At 37.0% G+C, this 24972-nt stretch carries 21 protein-coding genes; 12 read left to right on the top strand and 9 right to left on the bottom strand.

The window, feature by feature from the left end:
* Window position 1 precedes the first annotated feature (1 nt).
* Entirely contained in the window at window positions 2–1447 is a 1446-nt protein-coding gene (locus tag ACTB00_RS04305) for a hypothetical protein (RefSeq protein WP_463298713.1), read from the bottom strand.
* Between the two features lie 565 nt (window positions 1448–2012).
* On the opposite strand from ACTB00_RS04305, the gene tdh reads away from it, so the two are divergent.
* Window positions 2013–3041, top strand: coding sequence for an L-threonine 3-dehydrogenase (gene tdh, locus ACTB00_RS04310; RefSeq protein ID WP_463298714.1), 1029 nt, complete (start codon window positions 2013–2015; stop codon window positions 3039–3041).
* Window positions 3042–3232: 191 nt separating this feature from the next.
* Here tdh and ACTB00_RS04315 read toward each other — a convergent pair whose 3' ends face one another.
* Window positions 3233–4000 (bottom strand): exodeoxyribonuclease III, encoded by a 768-nt coding sequence (locus tag ACTB00_RS04315; protein WP_463298715.1) that lies wholly within the window; start codon window positions 3998–4000, stop codon window positions 3233–3235.
* Window positions 4001–4070: 70 nt separating this feature from the next.
* Between ACTB00_RS04315 and rsgA the strand changes: the two genes are divergently transcribed.
* Complete coding sequence (gene rsgA, locus ACTB00_RS04320) at window positions 4071–5018, top strand: ribosome small subunit-dependent GTPase A (RefSeq protein ID WP_463298716.1); 948 nt, start codon at window positions 4071–4073, stop codon at window positions 5016–5018.
* 64 nt (window positions 5019–5082) lie between these two features.
* Here the strand turns inward: rsgA and uvrC are convergent, their stop codons facing one another.
* Genes uvrC through ACTB00_RS04350 form a run of 6 tightly spaced genes read right to left on the bottom strand, consistent with a single transcriptional unit; the run spans window position 5083 to window position 13489 of the window.
* Entirely contained in the window at window positions 5083–6903 is a 1821-nt protein-coding gene (gene uvrC / locus ACTB00_RS04325; protein ID WP_463298717.1) for an excinuclease ABC subunit UvrC, read from the bottom strand.
* Between the two features lie 14 nt (window positions 6904–6917).
* The gene (locus ACTB00_RS04330; RefSeq protein WP_463298718.1) at window positions 6918–7436 is read right to left on the bottom strand and encodes an adenine phosphoribosyltransferase; all 519 of its coding nucleotides are present in this window, start codon (window positions 7434–7436) and stop codon (window positions 6918–6920) included.
* A 34-nt stretch (window positions 7437–7470) separates the two neighbouring features.
* Entirely contained in the window at window positions 7471–9351 is a 1881-nt protein-coding gene (gene mnmG, locus ACTB00_RS04335) for a tRNA uridine-5-carboxymethylaminomethyl(34) synthesis enzyme MnmG (RefSeq protein ID WP_463298719.1), read from the bottom strand.
* Window positions 9352–9400: 49 nt separating this feature from the next.
* Window positions 9401–9814 (bottom strand): rRNA maturation RNase YbeY, encoded by a 414-nt coding sequence (gene ybeY, locus ACTB00_RS04340; protein ID WP_463298720.1) that lies wholly within the window; start codon window positions 9812–9814, stop codon window positions 9401–9403.
* Complete coding sequence (locus ACTB00_RS04345; protein ID WP_463298721.1) at window positions 9792–10211, bottom strand: ATP-binding protein; 420 nt, start codon at window positions 10209–10211, stop codon at window positions 9792–9794. Before ACTB00_RS04345 ends, ybeY begins: the two co-directional genes overlap by 23 nt.
* Complete coding sequence (locus tag ACTB00_RS04350; protein WP_463298722.1) at window positions 10208–13489, bottom strand: DUF4175 family protein; 3282 nt, start codon at window positions 13487–13489, stop codon at window positions 10208–10210. Before ACTB00_RS04350 ends, ACTB00_RS04345 begins: the two co-directional genes overlap by 4 nt.
* Before the next feature lie 511 nt (window positions 13490–14000).
* Here ACTB00_RS04350 and ACTB00_RS04355 point away from each other — a divergent pair.
* Window positions 14001–14390: a response regulator gene (locus tag ACTB00_RS04355; RefSeq protein WP_463298723.1), complete on the top strand. Its 390-nt coding sequence runs from the start codon at window positions 14001–14003 to the stop codon at window positions 14388–14390.
* 63 nt (window positions 14391–14453) lie between these two features.
* Window positions 14454–15482 carry a Holliday junction branch migration DNA helicase RuvB gene (gene ruvB, locus ACTB00_RS04360; RefSeq protein ID WP_159521237.1) on the top strand — a complete coding sequence of 343 codons (1029 nt, stop codon included), beginning with the start codon at window positions 14454–14456 and terminating at the stop codon, window positions 15480–15482.
* Here the strand turns inward: ruvB and ACTB00_RS04365 are convergent.
* Complete coding sequence (locus ACTB00_RS04365) at window positions 15469–16536, bottom strand: glutaminyl-peptide cyclotransferase (RefSeq protein ID WP_463298724.1); 1068 nt, start codon at window positions 16534–16536, stop codon at window positions 15469–15471. The genes ruvB and ACTB00_RS04365 overlap by 14 nt on opposite strands.
* Window positions 16537–16752: 216 nt before the next feature.
* On the opposite strand from ACTB00_RS04365, the gene ACTB00_RS04370 reads away from it, so the two are divergent.
* From ACTB00_RS04370 to lolB1, 8 genes are all read left to right on the top strand, one after another.
* A complete protein-coding gene (locus ACTB00_RS04370) occupies window positions 16753–18219 on the top strand; it encodes a lipopolysaccharide biosynthesis protein (protein ID WP_463298725.1) in 1467 nt (488 codons plus the stop codon).
* A 51-nt stretch (window positions 18220–18270) separates the two neighbouring features.
* Entirely contained in the window at window positions 18271–18711 is a 441-nt protein-coding gene (rpiB, locus tag ACTB00_RS04375; protein ID WP_463298726.1) for a ribose 5-phosphate isomerase B, read from the top strand.
* A gap of 2 nt (window positions 18712–18713) precedes the next feature.
* Window positions 18714–20084, top strand: a complete 1371-nt coding sequence (locus ACTB00_RS04380; RefSeq protein WP_463298727.1) for a lactate utilization protein B — start codon at window positions 18714–18716, stop codon at window positions 20082–20084.
* A gap of 4 nt (window positions 20085–20088) precedes the next feature.
* Window positions 20089–20535: an RrF2 family transcriptional regulator gene (locus ACTB00_RS04385; protein ID WP_463298728.1), complete on the top strand. Its 447-nt coding sequence runs from the start codon at window positions 20089–20091 to the stop codon at window positions 20533–20535.
* A gap of 48 nt (window positions 20536–20583) precedes the next feature.
* A complete protein-coding gene (gene hemW / locus ACTB00_RS04390; RefSeq protein WP_463298729.1) occupies window positions 20584–21714 on the top strand; it encodes a radical SAM family heme chaperone HemW in 1131 nt (376 codons plus the stop codon).
* Between the two features lie 81 nt (window positions 21715–21795).
* Window positions 21796–22230 carry a dUTP diphosphatase gene (gene dut, locus ACTB00_RS04395; RefSeq protein WP_159521251.1) on the top strand — a complete coding sequence of 145 codons (435 nt, stop codon included), beginning with the start codon at window positions 21796–21798 and terminating at the stop codon, window positions 22228–22230.
* A gap of 8 nt (window positions 22231–22238) precedes the next feature.
* Window positions 22239–24011, top strand: a complete 1773-nt coding sequence (locus ACTB00_RS04400) for a tetratricopeptide repeat protein (RefSeq protein ID WP_463298730.1) — start codon at window positions 22239–22241, stop codon at window positions 24009–24011.
* A complete protein-coding gene (lolB1, locus tag ACTB00_RS04405) occupies window positions 24008–24889 on the top strand; it encodes a lipoprotein insertase outer membrane protein LolB1 (protein ID WP_463298731.1) in 882 nt (293 codons plus the stop codon). The genes ACTB00_RS04400 and lolB1 overlap by 4 nt, the downstream gene beginning before the upstream one ends.
* Window positions 24890–24972 lie beyond the last annotated feature (83 nt).

Here is a 24972-nt window from a genome sequence, read left to right on the forward strand (position 1 = left end):
TTCAGTTCTCCTTAATAACCCGGATCCCTTTCCATTCTGAACCAAGTCGTGCACACCCATATACCTCTCCCGTTTGAATATCAACATCAAAATTTAAAGCAGTCTGTTGTTGAGCTAACTTAAGAGCATAGCTCTTAAGAGAAGAGGGAAGAATAGCATCAGGCGTAAAGTTGTAATTCGCATTAAAAGCAGTCGTGAAAACGTGATTTAGTTGTTCAATATTCTGCCCAACTTTCTCATCAGAAACAAAGTAATATTCAATTTCTCCACCTCTATAGTTTTTTATAACTTCAATGTCTTTGTTTAATCCTTTACCAAGATCCTTAATTAAGTCCAATGCTGCTTTTGTTACATCATTGAATTGATCTGTTACGTCCCACTCCCAAAGTTCTACCATCCTCCAGAGCTTTGTATCATTTCCTGGAACGTAGTCATCAAGTACTCTACCGACTACCTTGGGTGGGTTTTCTGGGTAGGTTGCTCTTATTTCTATTGGTGGAGTAACTACTAGCTTTACATTGCGCCACCCTACTCTCAATTCATCAGCTCTACTATTGTCCCATCCAAACCAATTTCTCTTCTGAAAGGTACTCGTAACTCCGCATTCCTTATATCCCATATAATTATAATTATAAAAATTTACCTTTATACGTCTCCTACCTGAAGCAAATTCAACTTTTTCACCTTTGTTTCTTCCAAATATTGATTCAAAGAAACTCCCGAACCATGTTTGTGCTCCATAACTAAAGGTTCTAAAGCTATCATAATTTGGCTCGGTTGGCGTAGTTCCACTACCACCACTACCGCCACCACTACCACCGCCACCTGGATCTTCTGGAGGATAATACTGTAATTGATATGATGAAAATGTATCGTATCTGTAAATGTCGTCTTCAATTGAGTATGTCCGATCGCTAACCAAGGTTCCCAGAGGAGCTTCTTTATCTGAAGCTGACTTTAGGCTCTGATCTCCAGAGTTAGATTCAGGATATATCTGATAAAACCGTTCCCTTCGAGATTTAGGAAAATAGTAAGTTCCAAATGGCGTGATCTTATACACGGTATCAGACACCATGAATTCTCCTTTTGAGTTAAGCAATCTAGCAAATTCTCTATTAGGAACTAGCGTATCAAACCCTTCTGTTATATACACATCAATTTCTGCGGACTTGAGCAAGTCAGTATTTTTTACAAGAGCTCTAAAGTTTGCATTTTGCAATTCACTCATAAAACAAGATGATTCAATCTGCTTTTCTTCATTCAAGAAAGTATTAACAACATACTTTACTTCTTCTTTAGAAGAGAATGACAACATTTGATCTTCAACAAGAAAAGAACTCGTCTCTTTAATCTCTAATCCCTTGTCATCTAGCAACTTACCCTTCTGGCAAGCACTAAAGATTAACAAAACTAGCACCACATAGGCTAACAATCTAAAAATTTTCATAATTTTAAAATTTCTGGGAGGATGAGTTGCTTCTCAGCTCCCAATTATTATTAATACTTAATTAGCTAGATTCTTTCAAAAGAATCTAGCTTTTATCTCAATATTATTTATTATAATAATGCAAGAATACCTTTTTATATTCAAAACATAAAATATACTTGTTAAAACATAATCATTCTAAATAACATAAGTAATACTAATTAACCATCATAAACACGACAAATACCTACTTACTGGAAAAAGTAAGCTGTTTTTTAAAACTCTACTTCTAAAAGCACCATCCGTAAAATAATATAGCGTATAATAGCCTTGAAGTATTGAGTCGATTTAATTATCCGAAACATTTCAATTTTCGCTGTAATTATTTAGATAAAACTAAAAGCAAAACTTTTAAAAACTCAGTTTTCAAGAGAGAAGATCGCTGATGAGAAACAAAAACCACTCATATTTTACAATCAATCATTGCCGACAACACATGAGATTGAACGAGCTTCAAACATGACATTCATTCTATATTTTCCCTTCAAATTGCACTAACTTGCTAGGCAAAATCAAGGGATTATTTATGAAAGCAATCGTAAAAAGTAAACCCGAACGTGGTCTTTGGATGGAAGAGGTTCCGATGCCTAAAGTTGGTCACAACGATGTCTTAATCAAAATAAAGAAGGCTGCTGTTTGTGGCACTGATCTTCATATTTATAAATGGGATAAATGGGCACAAAACACAATTAAACCACCGGTAATCATTGGCCACGAATATATGGGCGAAGTCGTTGAAACAGGCTCAGAAGTTGATCGTGTTCACGTGGGTGAACGAGTCACTGTTGAAGGTCATATTTCCTGTGGATTTTGCCGTAATTGTCGTCGGGGTCGTCAGCATATTTGTGATCATACACTTGGAATTGGAGTTCAACGCGATGGCGGTTTTGCTGAATACATTTCCGTACCGGACAAAAACGTATTGAAAGTGGATCCTTCCATTCCTGACGAAATCATGGCCATTATGGACCCGTTGGGCAATGCAACACACACAGCTCTCTCCTTCCCTCTTTTAGGCGAAGATGTGCTAATAACCGGCATTGGAGGCCCTATTGGAGCAATGGCAACTGCGGTGAGCAAATTCGCCGGGGCCCGAAATATTGTTGGTACCGACCTGAGCAGTTACCGCCGTGATCTAGCCCGAAAAATGGGCGCCACCAAAGTTATCGATCCAACTAAAGAAAGTATTCACAATGCCATGGGCAGTCTGGGAATGGTGGCCGGTTTCGATATCGGCTTGGAATGCAGTGGCTCTCCCATCGCTTTTAAAGATATGGTAGAAAACATGTACAATGGCGGAAAAATTTCATTGCTTGGGCTACTTCCTGAAAATACCCAAATCAACTGGAGCAAACTTATTTTTAAAGGGCTGACGCTGAAAGGTATCTACGGTCGCGAAATGTATGAAACCTGGTACCACATGGAAATGATGCTGACATCGGGCTTAAACATTATGCCTGTAATTACCCACCGGATGAAAGCCGATGATTTCCAAAACGCATTTGACATTATGGAAGATGGAAGCTGTGGAAAAATTATTTTAGATTGGGAATAAGCAATTTATTTAACTTTTTGATAAAGTTTACGCATTTTTCAAAAGGCAACTAAGAGCCATATTGAATTGATTTCAGCATATTTTATGAAACCTTATTCGAAATTAAAACTGTTACTGAAACGAGTTCAGTACGACTGTGACCAGCACCCTTCAACTAAATTCGTCCTGTTTCCACGTGAAACATTTCATCGCTAAACATCCAGTTCAAGCCAAACCGGACAATGGTCTGAATGAACAACCTGCGCCAGTATTCCAGCATTTAAAATAGTGCTTTTCAGAGGTTCGGTTAGCATATGATAATCAATCCGCCAGCCCTTATTTCGTGCCCGCGATCCGGCCCGATAACTCCACCACGAGTATTGATGGGGCTCTTGAACAATCTCACGAAAACTATCACAATAACCATCATCAACAAATTGTTGAAACCATTCCCTTTCTTCGGGCAGAAAGCCGGATGTGTTGTGCTGCTTTTCAGGGTTATGAATGTCAATCCACAATCGACAAATATTGTAATCGCCTGAAATAACCAAATTTGGACGTGTTTTCCTCAGTTCATTTAAATAAGCATGAAAATCGGCCAGAAAATCCATTTTATAAGCCTGTCTGGGGCCTCCGGTAGTTCCCGACGGGAAATACGCACTTATCACGCTTAAATCGCCAAAATCGGCTCTAATCACCCTTCCTTCTGTATCATACTTTTCGTTTCCTATTCCGTACTCCACATGATCCGGTTTTTCCTTACAAAGAATGGCAACGCCACTATATCCTTTCTTTACGGCCGAATGAGCATAAATCTGATAACCCATTTCCGCAAAAGCCTCCTCACTCATTTGAACAGGTTGAGCTTTAGTTTCCTGCAAACAAATAATATCCGGATCTTCGTTCTTTAACCACCCCATAAAATCCTTTTTTATGGCTGCCCGAATGCCATTCACATTGTAGCTTAAAATACGTTTCACAATTTTTCTTAATTTTGAATTATCTTACAGATCGAAAGATAAACATTCTTCACTATAAAAATCGCAGAAATTGAATAAAGGAATTGTCATAAAATCGACAGGCAGCTGGTACACCGTACAATCAGAAAACGGTGAGAAAGTGGAATGCAAAATCAAAGGAAACTTCCGGTTGAAAGGGATTAAAAGTACCAATCCGATTGCAGTGGGCGACCATGTTGAATACAAAATGGTTGAAGAACAATCAGAAGACAACAAAAACATAATCAATGGTCTGATTACTACAATAGTAGAAAGAAAAAACTATATTATTCGTAAATCGCCTAACCTTTCGAAACAATCGCATATTATTGCTGCTAATATTGATCAAGCATTCCTTGTGATAACTATTAATTATCCGGTAACAACCACTACGTTCATTGACCGGTTTTTAGCTTCTGCAGAAGCTTATCGTATTCCCTGCACTTTGATTTTTAACAAAATTGACCGTTACCACATTGATCAGACCAAGCATTTGGATGAATTGATCGAGTTGTACCAAAATATTGGTTACCGTTGTTTAAAAACGTCAACCAAAAAGAATATTGGTATGGATACGCTAAAAAGTTGGATGGAAAATAAAACCAACGTTTTCGCCGGTCATTCCGGTGTTGGAAAATCAACCTTGATTAATACCGTTGAACCCAAACTAAATTTAAAAACCCGCGAAATCTCAAACTATCATCAAACAGGGAAACACACAACTACTTTTTCTGAAATGTTTGAATTGAGTTTTGGAGGTTACATTATTGACACACCAGGAATAAAAGGTTTTGGTTTGCTGGAAATGGAAAAAGAAGAAATCTCTCATTATTTTCCAGAAATTTTTAAGTTGCTCGAAAAATGTCAATACTACAATTGCACCCATACTCACGAACCGGGTTGCGAAGTCAAAAAATATGTTCAGGAAGGTGAAATTGCTGAAAGTCGGTACTATTCTTACCTCGGACTATTAAATGAAGACGAAAAGTACAGAAATTGATCTAGATTGATTTCAAAACGGGTATCGCTTTTTTGGGGACATTTAAAGAATACAAATTTCTATTTCAGCGCTTTAGCTTAAAATAATTGAATATTTTAACGGCCTTAGAATCGCCTATTTCCTTGGCAACTGTATCATAGGGTTGATTTTTTAAATTCTCAAGGCTTTTAAACTGCCTCAAAAGTGACTGAACGGTCTTATCCCCAATCCCGGGAATTTCTTCCAGTTCCGATTTAATAAAATTCTTCGAACGCAATTGACGATGAAAAGTAATTCCAAAACGGTGAGCTTCATCCCGAGCAAATTGAATCACTTTTAAACTTTCCGAACTTTTATCTAAATATAGCGGAACGGAATCTCCCGGGAAAAATATTTCTTCCAATTTCTTCGCAATTCCGATTATTGAAATCTTTCCTCTTAAATTTAATTGTTCTAGGGCATTCAGTGCCATTCCCAATTGCCCTTTTCCTCCATCAATAATAATTAGTTGCGGCAATGATTTTTCCTCGTCAATCAATCGCTTGTAGCGGCGGTAAACAATTTCCTGCATTGATGCAAAATCGTCTGGCCCTTCCACCGTCTTTACGTGAAAATGGCGATACTCCTTTTTTGCAGGCTTGCCATTTTTAAAAACCACACAAGCAGCAACCGGATTCGATCCTTGTAAATTCGAATTATCGAAACACTCAATATGAACCGGCAATTCTTTCAATTGCAAATCCTTTTTAATTGTTTCCAGAATACGCTTGGTGTTATCTTTAGGCTTGGCTAAAATTTGCTGCTTCTCTTTTTCGAGTCTAAAATACTTCGCATTTCGAAGTGATAAATCCAGTAACTTCTTCTTATCTCCTCTTACCGGAACTTTAAAATTGACGTTTTCCATTTCAAATTCAGGCTGAAATGGAACTAACAATTCTTTGGCATTTGAAAATATTTTTTGTCGGATATCGACAATTGCATACTCCAACAGCTCCTCTTTTGACTCGTCCAGCGCCTTTTTTATTTCAGTCGTATAGGTTTGCACAATGGCACCGTTAATCACTTTTAGGTAATTTACAAACGCAGCTTTCTCCACCACATCAATTGAAAAAACATCCACATCAGTAATTGTTGAACTAACAACGGTTGATCTATTCTGAAATTTCTCTAAAATATGCAGCTTCTCCTTAACCTCATTCGCCTCTTCAAACTTAAAATTCTCAGCATATCGCTGCATCAACTCTCGCAAATAGTTGATCACGATCGCAATATTTCCTTTCAAAATATCGCGAATTTCGTCGATATATTTTTTGTAATCTTCTTCCGCTTGATATCCTTCACACGGTCCTAAACAATTTCCAATGTGATATTCCAGACACACTTTTAGTTTTCCACTATTGATATTTTCCTTTGAAAGATTGTATTTACAGGTGCGAAGTTTATATAGCTTTCTGAAAAGTTCAAGTAATGTTCGGACAGTCATTACCGAAGTGTACGGACCAAAATATTGTGACCCGTCGCGAATAACATTTCGGGTTTGAAAAACGCGTGGAAACGGCTCATTTTTGATTACAATCCAGGGATAGGTTTTATCATCTTTTAACCGGATATTATACCGCGGCTGGTATTTTTTGATGAGGTTATTTTCCAACAAAAGGGCATCTTGCTCCGTCTCTACTACCAAATGTTTAATGTCAGCAATTGCCCGAACAAGCAATGCTGTTTTTCTATTTTCATGATTTTTTGAAAAATAAGACGAGACTCTTTTCTTGAGGCTTTTCGCTTTGCCTACATAAATAATCTTCCCCGTATTGTCGAAATATTGGTAAATTCCAGGCTTATCGGGAAGCACCGAAACCTGCTTTTTCAGCTCTTCAATATTTCTATTTACGGATGAATATTTCACTTCACAAAGAAATTTTAATACTCAACCAGGGTATGAGTTTCGTAATTTGAAAGTAGCTTTTTCTTTCCGTTGGCAATAAATTTCAAATCGCAAATAAAGGAAAAATAGACTTTTTTCACATTCATTTTTTGCACCAAATTCAGAGCTGCCAAAGCAGTTCCTCCGGTAGCCAAAAGATCGTCGTGAATCAAAACAACATCATCTTCATTCAAGGCATCAGCATGCATCTCAATCACATCAGAACCATATTCCAGCTCATAGGATTCTTGTATTGTTTCGGCGGGTAATTTTCCCTTTTTACGCACCGGAACAAAACCAGCTTTCAGCAAATAAGCTACTGCCCCACCCACGATAAATCCACGAGATTCCAATGAAACAATCTTGGTAATTCCCTTATTTTTGAAGTTCTCATGCACTTGATCAACGACATAATTAAAAGCTTCTGGCTCTTTCAACATGGTCGTAATATCCTTAAAATTAATCCCCTTTTCCGGATAATCAGGAATATCCCTGATGGTTTCTTTTAAATTCATAAGTTGATTTTATCTTTTTGTTCCACGTGGAACATTAGCGTCCTAGCATGACTAAAAGCACATTGATATCCGATGGATTCACCCCGGAAATCCGACTGGCCTGCCCAATAGTCTGTGGCTTAATCCGAGTCAGTTTCTGCCGTGCCTCTGTTGATATTGTGTGAATACTTTCGTAGTCAAATTTATCCTCAATGTTGATATTTTCGAGCCGTTTGAACTTCTCAGCCATTAATTTTTCACGTTCTATATAGCCTGAATATTTAATCAAAATCTCAGCTGATTCCACGATTTCCTCATATCGATTTTCGGGAATAACTTGAAGCATTTTTTTGAACGGTGTGACCGGTTCTATCACATCAAAAATAGAAATTTGAGGCCGCGAAATGATATCTTTTAGTTTCACTCCCTGTTTCAAAGGGGAGGTGTTTTTCGCCTCCAAAACCTCATTTATAAATTGTGGTTTAATCGAAAAATTAGAAACAAATTCTATAATCTCATCGCGCAATCTGATTTTTTCAGTCAGCAAATCCAACCGCTCTTTTGAAGCTAATCCGAGTTGAAATGCTTTTGGAGTTAACCTTACATCAGCATCATCTTGTCGCAATAAGATTCGATATTCAGCTCTCGAAGTAAACATACGATAAGGCTCGTCGACTCCTTTTGTAACCAAATCATCGATCAACACGCCAATGTAAGCCTCGTTCCTGCCTAATGTAAATTCGGGCTTATTATGCGCCTTTAAATGAGCATTAATCCCAGACATAATTCCTTGCGCCGCCGCTTCTTCATATCCTGTAGTGCCATTAATCTGACCACCAAAATACAAATTCGTGATATACTTTGTTTCCAAAGTATGGTACAACTGTGTTGGATCAAAATAGTCGTATTCGATGGCGTATCCCGGGCGGTAAATTTTCGCATTTTCAAAACCTTCTATCAAGCGCAACGCTTTATACTGTACCTGCCATGGTAACGACGACGAAAAGCCGTTTAAATAGAACTCATGCGTTGTTTCACCTTCCGGCTCAAGAAACAATTGATGTTGTTGCTTTGCTGCAAAAGTTACCAATTTCGATTCAATACTCGGACAATAACGAGGACCTGTACTTTGAATAGTACCGTCATACATAGGAGAATCTTCAAATCCTTCTTCCAACGCCTTATGAACTTCCGGAGATGTATAAGTAATCCAGCAACTACGCTTCTTCAACTTCGATTTTATTTCAGGAAAATAGGAAAATTTATAATATCCCTCGTCTCCTTCCTGCTCGGTAAGCTTTGAAAAATCAATAGAGCGTCCATCAATTCGAACTGGTGTTCCGGTTTTCAATCGTCCGGTTTTAAAGCCGGCTTCCCGCAGCTGATCACTAATAAAATAAGCTGCAGACTCTCCTATCCGACCACCTTCCATCTTCGCTTGGCCAATATGCATCAAACCATTTAAGAAGGTTCCGTTAGTCAAAATCACTGTCTTGGATTGAAACTCAACACCAATTTTAGTTTGGACACCTTTTACGACGCCGTCCTCAATTACAAGATGAATGACCGCATCCTGCCACAAATCTAAATTATCCGTATTTTCTAATATATTTCTCCAGTATTCGGAAAAGCGAAACCGATCGCTTTGCACGCGAGGACTCCACATAGCAGGTCCCTTTGACCGATTCAACATTCGAAACTGAATGGATGACATATCAGCTACAATTCCGGTTTGTCCTCCCAAGGCATCAATTTCCCGAACAATTTGGCCTTTAGCAATACCTCCAATTGCAGGATTACAGGACATTTGAGCATATTTACCCATGTCCATGGTTATGAGCAATGTTTTCGATCCCAAATTTGCTGCTGCCGTTGCGGCTTCGCATCCGGCATGCCCACCTCCCACTACTATTACGTCATAAAATGGTAACATCATAAAAAAATTTAGACGGCAAAATTAATAGAAAAGCTTGAATATGAAAAGACTAAAACTTCTGAAGATAATAATCCTCTTTACCGGTCATTACCTCTTTTTGCTTTGAATCTTTGTCTTTATATCCAAGTAAGTGTAAAACACCGTGAATGATGATTCTGTTTAGCTCATTTTCAAAGCTGACCTTAAAAACATCGGCGTTCTCTTTAACGCGATCTATACTGATAAAAACATCGCCGGATATCAAATTGCCTTCCACGTAATCGAAGGTAATGATATCCGTATAATAATCGTGATCCAGGTACTGACGATTAATGTCCAATAAATAGTCATCACTACAAAACACAAAGCTGATTTCTCCGCTTTGTTTTCCTTCATTTAAAATGGTATTTTTAATCCAATCCCCGGATTTTGGTAAGTCTAGTTGAAACTCTTCAACATCCTCAAAGTAAAAGTTGATGCTCACTGCTCAGTTTAAATTTAATTTTCACTAACGATCCATTATTCTCGAATCTAACTTCGTCGGCTAAATTACGAATAATGAAGATTCCCCGTCCCCGTTCATTTTTTAAATTTTTCACTTCTGTCGGATCCTGAATACTATCTACGTCAAACCCATCTCCCTGGTCTTCTATTTCAATCTTCAATTCCTGTTCGCAACACTCTAACCTAATATCAACTTTTTTATTAATATCATGCCGATTTCCGTGAGTAATGGCATTATTCACTGATTCGCAAACACTCAAAACGATCGAACCATATTGTATATCAGACAGACCTGCTTCTTTAATGAAAGTTTGCAGAAAAGTCTCCACATCATACAAATAGGTTAAATGAGATGGTATACTATGCGCTCGCTTCAATTTTCCTCGATTAGTTTGTTTAGATAGTCCTTATACTTTTTGTCGTAAAAAATCCGCAACTGAAAATTATTACGCTGAATATCATCAATAAACTCCTTATCCTGTTTTTTATACTCAAAAAATTCAATTGGGTTACTATAAAAACTCTCATCAACTGTCTTCGACTCCCTTTCATCATCTACATCTCTCTCCATTTCAGCTTTTTCAGCTTTCAACAACTTATTTAAAATCATATTCTGCCTGTTGATCATTGAAGTCGTAATATTTTTGTTCGCCAAATCAATATTATTCATCTCTAATAACTGGTTAATTTGCTTTAACTGTTCTTTGGCTGCGCTCCCTACATCAGAGTTCATCATCAAATCGCGAATCATTTGCTGCATCATCTCCTGCTGAGCTAAGGTTTGTCCCATTTCCTTGCTCATATTTCCCGACTGACCACTTTTCATTTGCTCAATCATTTGCTGCAATTGCTGTTTCAAGTTTTGTTGCGATTGCTTGAGCATATTTAAATTTTCCCCTTTCCCGGAACCTGGTTTATCACACTGTTGATCTCCGGGCATTGAATTAGCCATTTGCTTTTGAAGATTCTCAAGTGCCTCGTTTAAGAACAACGCCATATTGTTAGCTGCTGTAATTGCCATTTGCTGATTTCGGAGAGCGGTGCTCAACCGACTTTCTTCGAGCTCGTCTACAGCCTTACTCATGGCCAGTTCCAGGCTCACCAATTCCTTGCTTACAACACTACTTATTTCAGGTGTTCGCGCAGCTAATGCATACAAAGAATCTTTAACCACCTTGCTCTGACCAATCAACCGATCTTGTTCTATTCTTACCGTTGAGAGACGCGGATCGCTTTCATCAATCACACGAATTTCGTCATGTAATTGCTCCTGATGTAAAGATAAATAGATCAGGTTATCGAGAATTTGTTGAAGATCGCGTATATTCTCCATACTTTGTTTCTGCTGATTCACCGCCAACATCTGATTAAGCATAAAGGAAGCACTCTCAAAACTTTGTGAATTATTTTTTATTTCCTCCACAGCTTTGCTTTTTCGCTTACGATCCAAGTTCTCTCCTATTTCATCATAGTTCGTATTAATATCGTCAAACTCCCGGTCCATCGAGTGTAAATTCATCGGCTTATCCAATGTTTCATTCAGCTCGAGCGCCTTCTCTAAATCTTCACTAATCCGCTCTAACTGTTCTTGGTTATCATTCTCTTTTGACAAGGTTTCTTCAAAATTCCGTTGCTCGTCCAATTGCTGAGCATTTTCCTTTTCCTTTTGCCCCAGCTCTGTTAATGTTTCTATCACATCTTCAACTTTCTGCTCAACCTTCATGCGCTTCAGCATCTGCAAGTTTCTTTCCAACTGCTTCGAAAGATCATCCATCGACATCTCTGATTTATTAGAAAGCTCATCAAACTTCGATTGGTCAAACTCCTCAGCTAACTTATTAAATTCTTCAAATAGTTCTTTTAGCTCATCGTTGAAAACATCTTCCAGTAATTCTTCAATTTGCTTTTGCTTTTCAACCATTTCAGCTTTCTCATCCGAGAATGAATTTTTCATATTATTCATCTCTTTATTCTTTTGCTGAACCTGATTCAAAACATCTTCCAATCGCTTTTTCTTATTTAAAATTTCGGATACTAATTGCTGCTTTTCCCAATTGGAAGATTTCTCGCTCAAGCTTTTAAACTTCAATTCCTGAATTGACTGCTGAATTTCATTACTCAACTTAAAGCTCTCTTCCATTAGGCTTTCCATGTCCTCAAAATTTTGATCATCCATCTTGTCCAATTCATTCTCAGAAGGGAAAACAAATTGAAAAATTTCAGAACTGGTTTCTTTGTAATTATGAAAGTAATCGTTGTCCGAAACCGAAAAATAATAATCTACGTGATCGGCCTGTTGAGCTAAATCACTAAAATCGTATGTATAATAAAAATCTTGTTTGCTTAAATTTTTTACAATTGGTAGCTCAATAATGCTGTCATTTTCATGAATCACCAAATGATAATTCAACGCATGAAAGCCATAATCATCGCCAATATTTCCTTTAAAATAGAAACGAGTAAAATCAGTTGAATCTCTTAATTGAACGACTTTAATTTCGGGATATAAATCAGGGATCACCTCTATTGAAAAGCTCAGCAAATCCTGATAATTAAAATACTCGTTTTTAAGCGATATCGAGTAATTTGCCTTATCCCGAACCTGGTATTCAAACTCATAATTCTGACCAACCAACTGTGCTTTGTGAGATTCACCATTCACCGTAAAAAATAAGGAATCAGTATCAGCGGTATTAAACTTCCAAGTTATAGTTGAACCATAAGGCACCTCCAAATCCCCCAGCATATTTTCTTCGGTTACTTCATACCCGGTATATGCCGGTGGTTCAATCTGAACGGTATAATTTGAAATCAAAGGAGCAGGCAACACTTCTATTGAATAGTCGCCAGACCGAAAATTTAAATCAGTAAAATAAATTGGAAAACTATTGTTGACGTGTTCGAACTCATAAGAAAACACTTGTTCATTCTTACTCATCATAAAATTAGAACCTGCTATATTCACGTACATCACTTCAGGCAACTCCCTCCCTTTGCACTCCACCTTAATGGTTAACCGATCTCCCTTTTTAACCTGAAGACTATCGTTAAGTACTTCAAAATCAAAAGGTGATGGTTTTACAAATTCTCGATTATAGGCAATTAAACGCTCTGAGGTTTCAATATATAATCCCGGAAATACACTTGCTAATAAAAAAGCGATTGTCAATGTTGAAACAAACACTGCAATAATTTTTCTGACCCCTTTATAAGAAATAGCATCAGAAAAACGGACTGAATTAATTTTCCCTATTTTTTCATCAATACTCGCCCAAACCAATTTTTGATCGGTCTCCTCTCCTATTTCTTCCAGCTCTATAATATTTAGTAACCGGTCTTGTATTTCCGGAAAATACTGTGAAATATATACTGAAGCTTGCTTATGACTAATTCCTTTTAGTAAGCCAATCAACCGAAATAAAGGGATGATAAAAAATAAAACGGCGATTCCCACCAACAACAAACAAGTAAAAAAGAAGATGAATGTGCGTACTGCTGACGACAAATAGCTAAAATACTCCACCACTGAAATAACGGTATAGTAACTGATTATCAATATTATAAAGTAAATTAATCCTTTTAAAAATTGATAAAAGTTATACTTTTTGATGTAAGAATTGAGCTTATCAACAAGCTGTTTGTAGCTTTCGGTCATAAATATTAAAGCGTTAATATTAAGTCTGTTAAATTTACCAAAGATTGTTAATTACTTTTCAGTTCTTGTTAATTGATAACAAACAAAAAAGCAAAATTATATTTTTAAATCAGGAATCTAATTTCGCTTATCATTTTTTACCTCCCATACAAGATTTCTTTTTGAGATTCGATCCTCAAATTATGAACAAGTTTAAGTCCATGTTAACCGAATAAGAATTCAATATAAACTGCTATTAACGATTGTTAATTAAATCTGTATAAATTTGATTATCAAAGCTAATTTATGTGTAAAGATGGTGGATAACTCTACAACAACAATCGCTTTCGATATGAAACAAGCATTCGCCTCAAAAATTATACATGTAATCAACAGCCTATTATTATAATCATCTTCTTTTTAAACTTTAAATATTTAATATTAATAGAATGGTTAACCAATTCTTCAGAAAAAACGGGTTTCCTTTTGTCTAATTTAAGGATTAACTTTACAGAGCTTAAATAAATATTTGATGGAGGAGAAACTTTCAATATTGCTTGTAGAGGATAATGTGCTTAATCAGAGGATTGTAACTTTTAGTTTGAAAAAATACAAACACGATGTTACAATCGCGAATAATGGATTGGAAGCTATTGATAAATTCAGAGAAGGCAAGTACGACGTTGTTTTGATGGATATTATGATGCCAGTAATGGATGGATTAGAAGCCACGGTCAAAATAAGGGAACTGGAAAATGAGATGAAGGCAGACACGCGAACACCAATTATTGCACTTACAGCGAATACCATGGACAATGATCGTGAAAAATGTATTTCCTATGGTATGGATGATTTTATGGCGAAACCGTTTGACATTGAAAAGCTAAATCAAATTTTTCAGGAACTCGAAATTGTAAAATAAGCTTGATCTTCCTACTCTTCATGAAATAAAGCTATATTTGTTCGTTTAGAAAATCGTAGTTTTATGTCCGATCCCATTGATCTTCACGACGAATCTTTTCCAGAGAAAGATTTTGATTTGGATAAGCGTTTGCGTCCATTGACTTTTGATGATTTTAAAGGTCAGAAGAAAATTGTAGAAAATCTGAAGGTTTTTGTACAAGCCGCAAAAATGCGTGGTGAAGCTTTGGATCATGTTTTACTACACGGACCACCCGGATTAGGAAAAACGACTTTATCGAATATTATTTCCAATGAATTAGGAGTAGGTTTAAAGCTAACTTCGGGACCAGTTTTAGATAAACCAGGTGATTTGGCCGGGCTTTTGACTAATTTGGAGGAGAGTGATGTGCTGTTTATCGACGAAATACACCGTTTAAGCCCCATTGTTGAAGAATATTTGTATTCGGCTATGGAGGACTACAAAATTGATATACTCATTGATAAAGGCCCTAGTGCACGTTCAATTCAATTGGAGTTAAACCCATTTACGCTTATTGGAGCTACTACCCGATCCGGATTATTGACAAGTCCGCTACGAGCACGCTTTGGAATTAACTCGCATTTTGAATATTACGATTTGAGTATTTTAACGGGGATTGTAAAACGATCGGCCAAAATATTGAATGTAGAAATCAATGAAAAAGCTGCGCTAGAAATAGCGGGCAGAAGTCGTGGTACTCCCCGTATCGTCAATGCTTTGCTTCGTCGTGTGCGAGATTTTGCTCAGGTGAAAGGCAATGGTAAAATTGATTTGGAAATTACACGTTTCTCGCTCGAAGCTTTAAATATCGATAAGCATGGATTGGATGAAATGGATAATAGAATTTTGACAACTATTATCGATAAATTTAAAGGTGGACCGGTTGGTATTTCCACGATATCGACAGCTGTGGGCGAAGATTCGGGAACGATTGAGGAGGTTTACGAACCTTTTTTAATTAAGGAAGGATTCATCAAACGAACACCTCGTGGACGTGAAGTAACTGAACGTGCCTACAAGCATCTAGGAAAAGTCAATTACGGAAATAGCGATTCGCCTAGTCTTTTTTAACAAGTTTAACTTCGAAAAGCTTTGGCCAAAGCTTGCCGGTAATATACATTTTTCCATTATCAGGATGAATGGCTATGCCGTTCAATACATCAACATCTGAATTAACAAGGACTGATAATAAACCTTCAAAATTGATATTAGCCAGTACTTTACCTGTTTTAGGATCGATTTTTACCGCTTTGTTAGTTGTCCAAATATTGGCGTAAAGCTCTCCGTTATGAAACTCCAATTCATTTAAATATTTCACAGGTCCTTTGTTATCGAAAACCTGAATTTTTTTTACAACTTCAAATGTTTCCGGATCCATAAAATGAAGAAATTCTGAGCCATCTGTTTTAATCAAATAGGTATTATCATGGGTTAATCCCCAACCTTCCGAAGTGTTGTAAATAAAGGAATCGACACGCGCAAAAGAATTTAAATCGTAAACGAATCCTTTTTGAGCTTTATAGGTGAGCTGGTAAATTTTATCTTTTAAAATGGTAATTCCTTCACCGAAGTATTGATCTTCCATGTGAAATGATTTTAACACATTTCCAGTTTTTAAGTCAAACTGAAAAATACCTGATTTTCCATTTTCCCCTGTACTCTCGTAAAATTTGTTGTCGTGAATTTCGAGTCCCTGTGTAAAATGTTCGATGTTATGAGGATAAGTTTTTACTACTTCGTAACCGTAATTTTCAGGAACAATATCGGAAACCACTTCAAAGGTTTTAAAGGTAACACCTTCTACTCCATCGGTTTTGGTAGCCAATACTTTGATGTTATGTTTCCCAAGCTCATTCAGCTCAGTAATTGAATATGAAAAATCCAGTTGTTTACTGGTTGTAATCAGTTCATTGTCAATATAAAGCTTTGAATCTTTCAGCTCGCCATCTTTGTTTTTAATACTGATTGAAATTGTAATAGAGTCACCATAAACATGCTTATTGGCTCTGGGTTGAATGGTAATTTTAGCTACAGGTTTTCGCGACCTTTTTGGTGTATTGGAGCACGAAGTACAACCGATAAAAAGTGTCGTTATTAGTGTTAAAAGAAAAAATTTCAACTTCATTTTATGTGAGCTTTAAGTAGTGCGAATAATTTAATGTCATATTTCGAGTCTTTAACAATTTGTGATAGAAGCGAAACCGAGAATATCAAATAGGTCCGTGACCTTATTTTGAGTTTTTAAAAATACATAAAGTTTGAAAGAACTCAGATCAAACAAAATCTTTTTGAATGAAAAAAAACATTTATGAATCTCTATCTTTGAAAAAATTTGTTCGATTTGAATTCATTTAAAAAACTTGCCGGAGAAACTGCTATTTACGGAATGAGCAGTATTGTTGGCCGCTTTATCAATTGGTGGCTGGTTCCTTATTATTCGCATGTTTTCCTGACCGATCAATTTGGTATTGTTACCAATTTGTATGCATACATGGCTTTTTTGCTGGTTATTTTAACTTACGGAATGGAAACAGGTTTTTTCCGATATGCTTCCGATAAAAAGAACAAAGAGCAAGTTTATTCCAATACATTGGTTTCGCTTTTCCTTACTTCAGCATCTTTTTTATTGGTTGTTCTAACCTTTTCTGATACGATTGCGCAGTGGATGGATTATCAAAACCATCCCGAATACATTCAGTGGATTGCCATTATTTTGGCCTTGGATGCCTTTACATCCATCCCGTTTGCCAAACTTCGAATTGAATCGAAAGCAATTAAGTTTGCCTCGTTGAAGCTGATTAATATTTTCTTCAATGTCTTCTTTAATATCTTCTTTTTAAGTATTTGTCCCAATTTATTAGAAAGCAATCCAGCTAGTTGGGTAAACCTAGTTTATTCTCCTGAAATTGGTGTTGGATATGTTATTATTTCCAACCTGATAGCTTCAGCAATAAACTTCGTATTGCTAATACCTGAAATGTGGATTAAACTTCGGCTTGATGCTAAGTTGCTGAAGGAAATGATTTGGTACTCTTTCCCTATTTTAATTGTTGGTGTTGCGGGAATGATCAATCAGAATATCGATAAAATTTTGCTTCCGAAGCTACTACCCGCAGAACAAGATCCCATGTCGCAACTCGGAATTTATGGTGCCAACTACAAAATGGCAGTATTGATGAATATGTTCATCCAGGCATTTAGATATGCTTTTGAACCATTCTTTTTTTCGCAGGTGAAATCCGAAGATAATAAGCGGGGTTATGCCATTGTAATGAAGTACTTTGTAATTTTTGGATTACTGATTTTTCTGGGTATCTGTTTGTACATTGATGTGGTAAAATTAATCATTGACAAGGAGTATCATTCAGGCTTAAATGTTGTTCCCATTGTTTTGATGGCGAATTTATTTTTGGGAATTTACTATACCCTGTCGTTGTGGTATAAGTTAACTGATAAAACACGCTTTGGAGCCTATTTTGCTGGTGTTGGTGCAGTAATAACGCTTGTTTTAAATTTCGTTTTTATACCTCAATATGGTTATGTGGCTTCGGCTTGGGCCGTGTTAATTTGTTTTGTTGTAATGACTGGGCTTTCCTACTTTTTTGGGCAAAGGTATTTTCCGGTCAACTACCCGCTCAAACGAATTGGACTTTATTTTTTTGTTGCATTAGCTATTTATTCGGCTGCCAAAATATTAAATATTTCTACGTCCTTTGCAATGTATGCGGTTCATACAGGACTCATGCTTAGTTTTGTAGGTTTGATTTTTAGCATCGAAAAAAAAGAAATTTTAAAGTTTCTTAAATAAGAATTCCAAATAAATACTTTTAAGTATTATTTTTGATTATTTTTAGTGAAAATGAATAAATTAAAGATTGCGTTATCGTCAGACCATGCTGGCTATGAAAGAAAACAGGTGGTGTTGAATTTTCTGAAAGAACAAGGGGTAATTTGTCAGGATTTTGGTGCTTTTTCGGCTGAAAGTTCTGACTATCCGGATTGGGCACATCCCATGGCAGAAGCTATTGAAAATAAGGAGTTTGATCTTGGAATTTCGCTTTGTGGAAGTGGAAATGGCATAAACATGACAGCCAATAAGCATCAGGATATTCGGTCGGCCATTTGTTGGAAACCTGAAATTGCAGCGTTGGCGCGGCTTCATAACAATGCTAATGTGTGTGCTTTACCAGCTCGTTTTGTCACTGACGACGAAGCGATTATGATTGTTAAAACTTTTCTTTCAACTGATTTTGAAGGCGGACGACATTTACGACGAATTAATAAAATGCCACTAAGCTAAGTATGTCAAAGGAAAAAGGACATTTCATAAAAGATTCTGAAAATATTGCTTTCGATAAGCGACATCGGGCGACAATTAAATTTAATATGTCGAAATATGATGCTGCCGTTGATCGTGGTAAAAAGCGATACAGCAACTTAGATCTTGCCAAAGAGCGGGCATCATATATTAAGTCAAAGGTCATCAATAATTTAGCTGATTATTTAATTGAATTTGAAAAAAATAGTCAGGCCAACGGAACAGAAGTGATTTGGGCTGAAGATGCCAACGAAGCCATTCTGTCGGTTCAGCAAATTTTGAAAGATAATGAAGCGAAGTTATTGGTGAAAAGTAAATCGATGACCACCGAGGAAATTGATTTAAATGAGCATGTTGAAGCTGTTGGTGTGGAGTCGTTGGAAACGGATTTGGGCGAATACATTGTGCAAATTGCCGGCGAAAAACCTTATCACATTGTAACTCCGGCCATGCACAAGTCGAAAGAAGATATCGCTGATCTTTTTCATGAAAAGTTTGACACTCCCGAAAAAAGCACTCCCGAATATTTAACTGGTTTTGTGCGTGGTTTGCTTCGAAATAAGTTTACAAAAGCCGATATTGGTGTTACAGGAGCCAATTTTTTAATTGCCGATAAAGGAGCAATTGCATTAACCGAGAATGAAGGAAATGCAATGATGACCTTTTCATTTCCAAAAATTCATATTGTAATTGCCGGGATTGAAAAAGTGGTGCCGAGTATGACGGATTTAGGATTGATGTGGCCTTTGTTGGCAGCACATGGTACTGGTCAGCAGATAACCGTGTATAATTCGATTGTGTCAGGACCAAGAAGGCAGGAAGAGCAAGATGGACCAGAAAAAATGTATGTGATTTTGCTGGATAATAAACGAACGGAATTGTACCAGCAAGATGACCAGTTTGAAGCGTTGAAATGTATTCGTTGTGGAGCATGTTTAAATGCCTGCCCAATCTATCGAAATGTTGGTGGATACACTTATGACGCTACTTATAGTGGTCCGATCGGCTCAATCATTACGCCCTTTTTAAAAGGTTTTTCCGAGTATAATCATTTAAGTTCAGCTTGCTCGGTTTGTGGTAAATGTACCGAAGTTTGCCCGGTAAAAATACCACTTCACAACATGTTGCTATACAACCGGCGCGATGCAGTAAAAAATGGCGACTCCCCCCTATCCTGGAATATTGGCATGAAGGCTTTTGAATATGCTTTTATGAAGCGGAAACGATTAGATCTGGTAAACGGAACTACGAAAAATAAACTTGGCAACTTAAACAAAGATGCAATGGGGGATAAAAAATCTCTGCCAACATTTGCCAGAGAGTCTTTTAGTCAACAATGGAAAAACAAACGATAATATTATGCTGTCTAATACTTGTAAATATGCGATCCGGGCATTAATCTATCTCGGAAAATTTAGTGATGGTGAAGGAACTAAAATTGGAATTAAAAAGATTTCAAATGATTTAAGTATTCCGACTCCCTTTTTAGGAAAAATTCTGCAAAATCTCGTCAAACAGAAAGTGTTGGTTTCTACCAAAGGTCCAAACGGTGGTTTTGGTTTGGGAAAAGAAAAAAGTGATATTTCATTGTATGAAATTGTGAGCATCATTGATGGAGAGGACTTTTTCAAAAACTGTTTAATCAGTATGGAGCCATGCTCCACACATCATGAGCAAGGTCAACCTTGCCCGGTTCACAAGAGTTTTTCAGAGGTTCGTGAAAAGCTGTCAATTTTTTATAGCGAAACAACGCTTGAAAGGATTATTGATGATATGGCTGGTCACGAAGATCTCATTAAAATGTAAGCCAAACTTCCGGCAGGCCGTCGGAGAAAGAAAAGGAAAGACTGCTTTATGGCCGGAATTTACATTCATATTCCATTTTGCAAGACCAAGTGTCATTATTGTGATTTTTACAAAACAACTGATTTTGGAGCGAAAGTTGATTTTTTATCCGCACTGAAACAGGAAATAGAATGGCGTAAAAGTGAGCTTGAACACGAAGAAATAGGCAGCATATATTTTGGAGGAGGAACCCCATCAGTTTTGAAAATTGCTGAGATTAATGAAATTTTAGCTTTAATTGATCAGCTTTATAAGCTATCAACTGACGTAGAGATTACCTTAGAAGCCAATCCCGATGACCTAACTCCAGCGTTTTTAAACGGAGTAAAAGAAACATCAGTCAATCGATTAAGTATTGGCACACAGTCATTTAATGATCATGACCTGAAAAGCATGAATCGAAGACACAACAGTCAGCAAGCGTTAACATCCATTCGAGCAGCTCAAGAAGCTGGAATTACCAATATCAGCATCGATTTAATTTACGGCTTACCCAATCAAACACTTGAAGATTGGACGGACAATATTGAAAAGGCACTTTTATTGAATGTGCAGCATATCTCGGCTTATCACCTCACTTATCATGAAGGAACGGTTTTCTATGATTACCTGAAAACGGGCAAAATTAAAGAGTTACCTGACGAGTTGAGTCTTCAACAATTTAAACTGTTATTAAACCGACTACAACAAGCTGGTTTCGAGCAATACGAAATATCAAATTTTGCGCGTAATCAGCTGTACTCAAAGCACAACAAAGCCTACTGGGAACGAAAAAAATACCTGGGTTTTGGGCCATCAGCTCATTCATACGATCATCAAACACGGCGATGGAATGTGTCGAGTTTAAAAAAATATCTTCAAGCAATTGAAACGAATAGCGATTTTTTCGAACAGGAAGTACTTTCGGAGCAAGATCAGTACAACGACTACATGATTACTTCGCTTCGAACCAAATGGGGCATTTCAAGTATCTACCTGGAAGAGAACTTTGGAGAAAAATTTGTTGAGTATTTTAAAAATGAAGCGGAAAAATACCTGGATAGTAAACATCTTCGTTTGGATAATGGCAGTTATACCTTGTCAACCGAAGGGCTGTTTATTTCGGACCGAATAATGGAAGAACTGTTCTTTATCGAATAGGTTTAAAATTTGTTAATGGCGGAAAGTCTCAATGTAGCTTACGATATTTAGCTATCTTTGCAGATTGTAAAAAAGCAACTTATGGAAGTAAAAATAGTTAATCAATCAAAAAATGAATTGCCGGCATACAGCACAGCATTGTCAGCAGGTATGGATTTGAGAGCAAATTTAGATGAACCAATCGTTTTAAAACCGCTGGAACGCACGCTGGTTCCTACTGGTTTGTTTATTGAGTTGCCGGTTGGACACGAAGCGCAAATCAGACCCCGTAGTGGTTTGGCAATTAAAAAAGGGGTTACCGTTTTAAATACTCCCGGAACAATTGATGCTGATTATCGTGGCGAAATTAAGATCATTCTGGTTAATTTGTCAAACGAAGAATTTGTAATTAATCATGGAGAGCGCATTTGCCAAATGGTGATTGCAAAACACGAAACTGTAGCCTGGAAACCTGTTGAACTGTTGGAGGAAACAGAACGTGGAGCAGGAGGTTTTGGGCATACAGGAAAAAATTAAAGATTGAAATGACATTAAAAAAACTGACATATTTTTTGTTGTCGGGCATCGTTTTGGTTTCTTGTTCTACTACTCAAAAACAAGTGGTTAGCAGCGCAAAGGCAGAAACCGTTGAAGAGAAGAAAGAAGAAGACACACTATCGGAAGATCAGCAAAATGAATTTGAATATTTATTTATTGAAGGCTTAAAGCAGAAAAAGCTTGGGAATATTCAAAATGCTGTTTCTATTTTTTCACGCTGCCTCGAAATAGACCCAAATTCAGATGTGGCCATGTACGAAATGGCCAATATTCATTTTGCCAATAAAGACTTAACGAGTGCTTCGCTCCTGCTCGAAAAGGCGATCAGCTTAAATTCGAAAAACAAGTGGTACAAATTGTTGCTGGCCGAAATTTATCGTCAGCGTCAGCAATTTAGTGAAGCGGCTAAACTTTATACGGAGCTGAGTAATAAGGAACCTGATAACCTGGAATATTTATACTCCAAAGCAGTATTGTTAGCAATGGCTGAGAACTATGCTGAAGCAATTGCGGCCTACGATAAGTTGGAGAAGGAAACAGGTTTAAATGAACAGATATCGGTAGCTAAACAGCAACTTTATGTCGCGTGGGAAAAACCGGATAAAGCGTTTGAAGAGATTAATAAACTCATTCAATCCGATCCGGAAGATACGCAATATTATGGCTTGCTGGCGGAATTGTATCAGCAACAAGGCGATTCGACAAATGCCCTCAAATATTTCAATAAAATATTGGAAATGGATCCGGAAAATGGCTTCGTTCATTTTTCGTTGGCTAGTTATTACATCGAACAAAATAGTAAAGAAGAGGCCTTTAATCATATCAAAAAAGCCTTTGCCAGTGAAGAGCTGGATGCTGAAACAAAAATGCAGTATTACATGCTGCAAACAAATGATGCAGATAGCTCGGATTGGAGCAATGAACAAATTGAGGAGTTGCTGGATATTTTACAAAAAACACACCCGGATGATAACCGACTGTATACCATTTATGCCGAGCACCTAATGAGACAAGGCAAAATTGATGAATCTCGAAGCTACCTAAGGCAATACCTTGAAACCGACAAAGACAATTTCGTGATCTGGCAACAACTGCTGTTTATGGATAACGATTTGATGGACTTTGAAAGCCTGTATAATGAAAGCAAACAAGCGATCGAATTGTTTCCAAATCAAGCTGTTTTGTATGCTTTAAACGCGGTGGCCTCGCTGCAATTGAAAAAGTATGAAGAAGCGTTGCAGGTTTTGGATGAAGGCCAGATTTACGTGTTGGATAATCAATCGCTCAAAGTGCAATTTGAGCTTTATCGAGCAGAAGCCAGTTACAACCTCAATTATGTTGAAGATGCATTTGAAGCGTTCGATAAAGTGCTGAAAATGGATCCCGATAACTACATGGCGATCAATAATTACGCTTATTATCTTTCAGAACGAGGAGAACAACTTGAAAAAGCGGAGCGAATGAGTGGACGGGTTGTACAAGAAAATCCTGAAAATCCTACTTTTCTCGATACTTATGCGTGGGTGTTATTTAAGCGAAAAGATTACCAATTAGCCAAATTTTATATCGAATCAGCAATAAATAATGGCGGAGGTGAAAACCCGGTTTTATTGGAGCATTATGGCGATATTTTGTTTAAACTGGGGGAGAAAGACAGGGCAATGGAGCAATGGAAAAAGGCCAAATCATTTGGAGAAGGAACAGACGTTCTGGAACAAAAAATTGAAGAATCACGATTTATTGAAAGTTTAGTCCCTTGAAAACACAACCCTTAAAGCAATACACAACAATCATCGTTTTACTGGTTTTTGCTTTTACATCTTGTAAAACAACTAAGCTGGTAACCATTGAAAAAGTAAAGCCAATCAGTACCAATCGGCTAATAAAAAAGATTGAAGATAATTCCTTTGACTATGATATGATGGCTATTAAACGAATAGCCTGCCAATATGAGGGGCCAAATGATAAAACCTCATTCAGGGCAAATCTGAAGTCGGAAAAGGACAAACGAATGCTGCTCACCTTGAGTAAAATCAATGTTCCGATCGCACGTCTGTATTTGACTCCCGATAGTGTTAAGATGGTCAACTATTTGGATAAGAGTTATTTGAGAGAGGATTACGATTATTTAAGTGATTTTGTGAATGCTGACCTGGATTTTGAAATGATACAATCGATTATCAGTAACGAAGCATTTTCGTATCGTGATAGCGAACGGGATAATGATTTTAAGGATTTTGTTTCGTACATCGATTCGGGTAGATATGTCTTACAATCGTTAAAAAACCGGAAGCTCAACAAGATTCTCCGTAAAGGAAAGGAAGATAAAATAGATCGATATCTTAAAAAGTTGGATGAAGATGATTTTGTAATCCAACGATTATTTGTTGATCCGAAAACGTTTAAAATTCAAAAGATTGAGTTGGATGATCAATCTAACAATCGAAAGGTAACCGTAGATTTTTCTGAGTTTGAAAAGGTAAATCGGCAATTATATCCCGGCGATATCGATATTTATTTTGCAAGTCCCAAAAAAGAGTTGTCGATCAAGATTAAACTCAGTAAATTCTCGACCGATAAAGACCAGTCATTTAATTTTAATATTCCCGACAGATACGATCGGGTAAAGCGGCCTTGATTTTTTGGATTCAATTTGAACTGGGGAAATAATCATCAGTAAATACCGGAAGATTAAATGGCGGACGACATCACAACTACAAA

The sequence above is a fragment of the Sunxiuqinia sp. genome, assembly GCF_055140945.1.